The following is a 1340-nucleotide window of genomic DNA, read 5'->3' as shown; positions in this document are numbered from 1 at the left end:
ACCAGCGCCGGACGGGGTCGGCCGCGGTCGGCGGACTGCACCGCGAAGCGCAGCGCCCGGGCGAGTTCGCCCCAGGCGGCCGCGGCGGACGGGTCCGGCGTGCCGTGGGCGGCGCGGAAGCAGTGGTGCCGGGCGGCCGCCCACAAGTCGTCGGCGTGCGCGCGCATCGCCTCGACATCGGCGGCGAACCGGTCCCGCACGTAGGCCAGGGCGGCCCGCGTATCGAGCACCCAGTGGCTGTCGTCGGGACGGTAGCGGCCGGCGCCGTGCTCCAGCCAGCGGTAGGTTCCCACGTCGGGCACGAAGGCGGGTCCGCCGCCCAGCGCGTACAGGTCGCGCTGCCGCAGCACGGCCGGAAGATCCGGCAGCGGCGCTGCCAGGGAGCGCAGGCCCTCCTCGTCCACCCAGCCCCGGTACGGTGCCTGGGCGCCCTCGGGCAGCAGGGCCTCGAAGTCGTCGACGACCAGCCAGCGGTCGCCGTCCCGCCCGGCCAGCCGCACCCAGTGCGGGACGTCCCGCCGGTCCCGGTGCACGCTCCACGGCAGATGGCGGCTGTTGGCGACGACGAGCACGTCGCCGCGCCGGCCGAACTCGGCGCGCAGCGCCCGGCCCGCCTCGTCCCAGCCCCGGGCCGAGCGGTAGCCGAGGTCGGGGGCGATCCGGCCGTAGTGCCGGAAGGCCAGCACGCCGTCGGGGCCGTCCTCGCGCACCGACAGCTCGACGCTCCCGGCGAAACGGGCGTCGGCGCCGGGGTCGGCGCGCGCCAGATGGCCGATCAGATTGGCGGTGTAGCAGCTCAGTTCGCCATTCAGCACAGCAGGTCTCCAAACGCGCAGCTCACAGGGGTTGACGTACGGTCACGCAGGGACATCCAGGTCAGGTCCCGCCAGCGCCCGTGCCGAGGCCGTACCGGCACGTCGATGGCCCAGGGCCGGCCGGCGATGCCGGTGCCCTCGGCCTTGACGCAGGCCTCCTGGACCGACCAGATCCAGGCGAACTCGTGCAGGCGGGCCGCGGGCGGCAGTGCCGCCACCTGGCCGGCCCGCTCGTGCAGGCAGCGGCGCAGCATCCCGTCGCTGACCTCGTCGGGGGGCAGTTGGACGTCCACGCCGACGCGGCGGCCGGGCGCGACGGCGGCGGCGACCGTCCCGCCGTCGTGGGACAGGCTGATGCCGACCTCGGGCAGTCCGGCCAGGGCCGGGCGGCCCGCGCCGTCCCGCACGATCGGCGCGGCGGCGGCCCAGGGAAGCAGTTCCGCGAGCAGGGCCCGGAGCAGGCCGCGGCCGGCCAGCGTCTCGCGCTGGCGCCACAGCGGGCGGCCCGAGACGGCCGCCAGGTCG

General features: G+C 77.0%; 2 protein-coding genes. Both read right to left on the bottom strand.

What is annotated here, in order from left to right; genetic code table 11:
- Positions 1 to 815 (bottom strand): hypothetical protein (locus GA0115240_RS17135; protein WP_176725099.1); only part of this gene is annotated, 815 nt, incomplete at its 3' end.
- Positions 809 to 1340 (bottom strand): 4'-phosphopantetheinyl transferase family protein (locus tag GA0115240_RS17130; RefSeq protein WP_202451455.1); only part of this gene is annotated, 532 nt, incomplete at its 5' end. The genes GA0115240_RS17135 and GA0115240_RS17130, both read right to left, overlap by 7 nt.

This window comes from Streptomyces sp. DvalAA-14 (assembly GCF_900091855.1).
Taxonomy (GTDB): domain Bacteria; phylum Actinomycetota; class Actinomycetes; order Streptomycetales; family Streptomycetaceae; genus Actinacidiphila.
The sequence above is the reverse complement of the archived record's forward strand: the minus strand, read 5'-3'. Positions and strand labels throughout refer to the sequence as shown.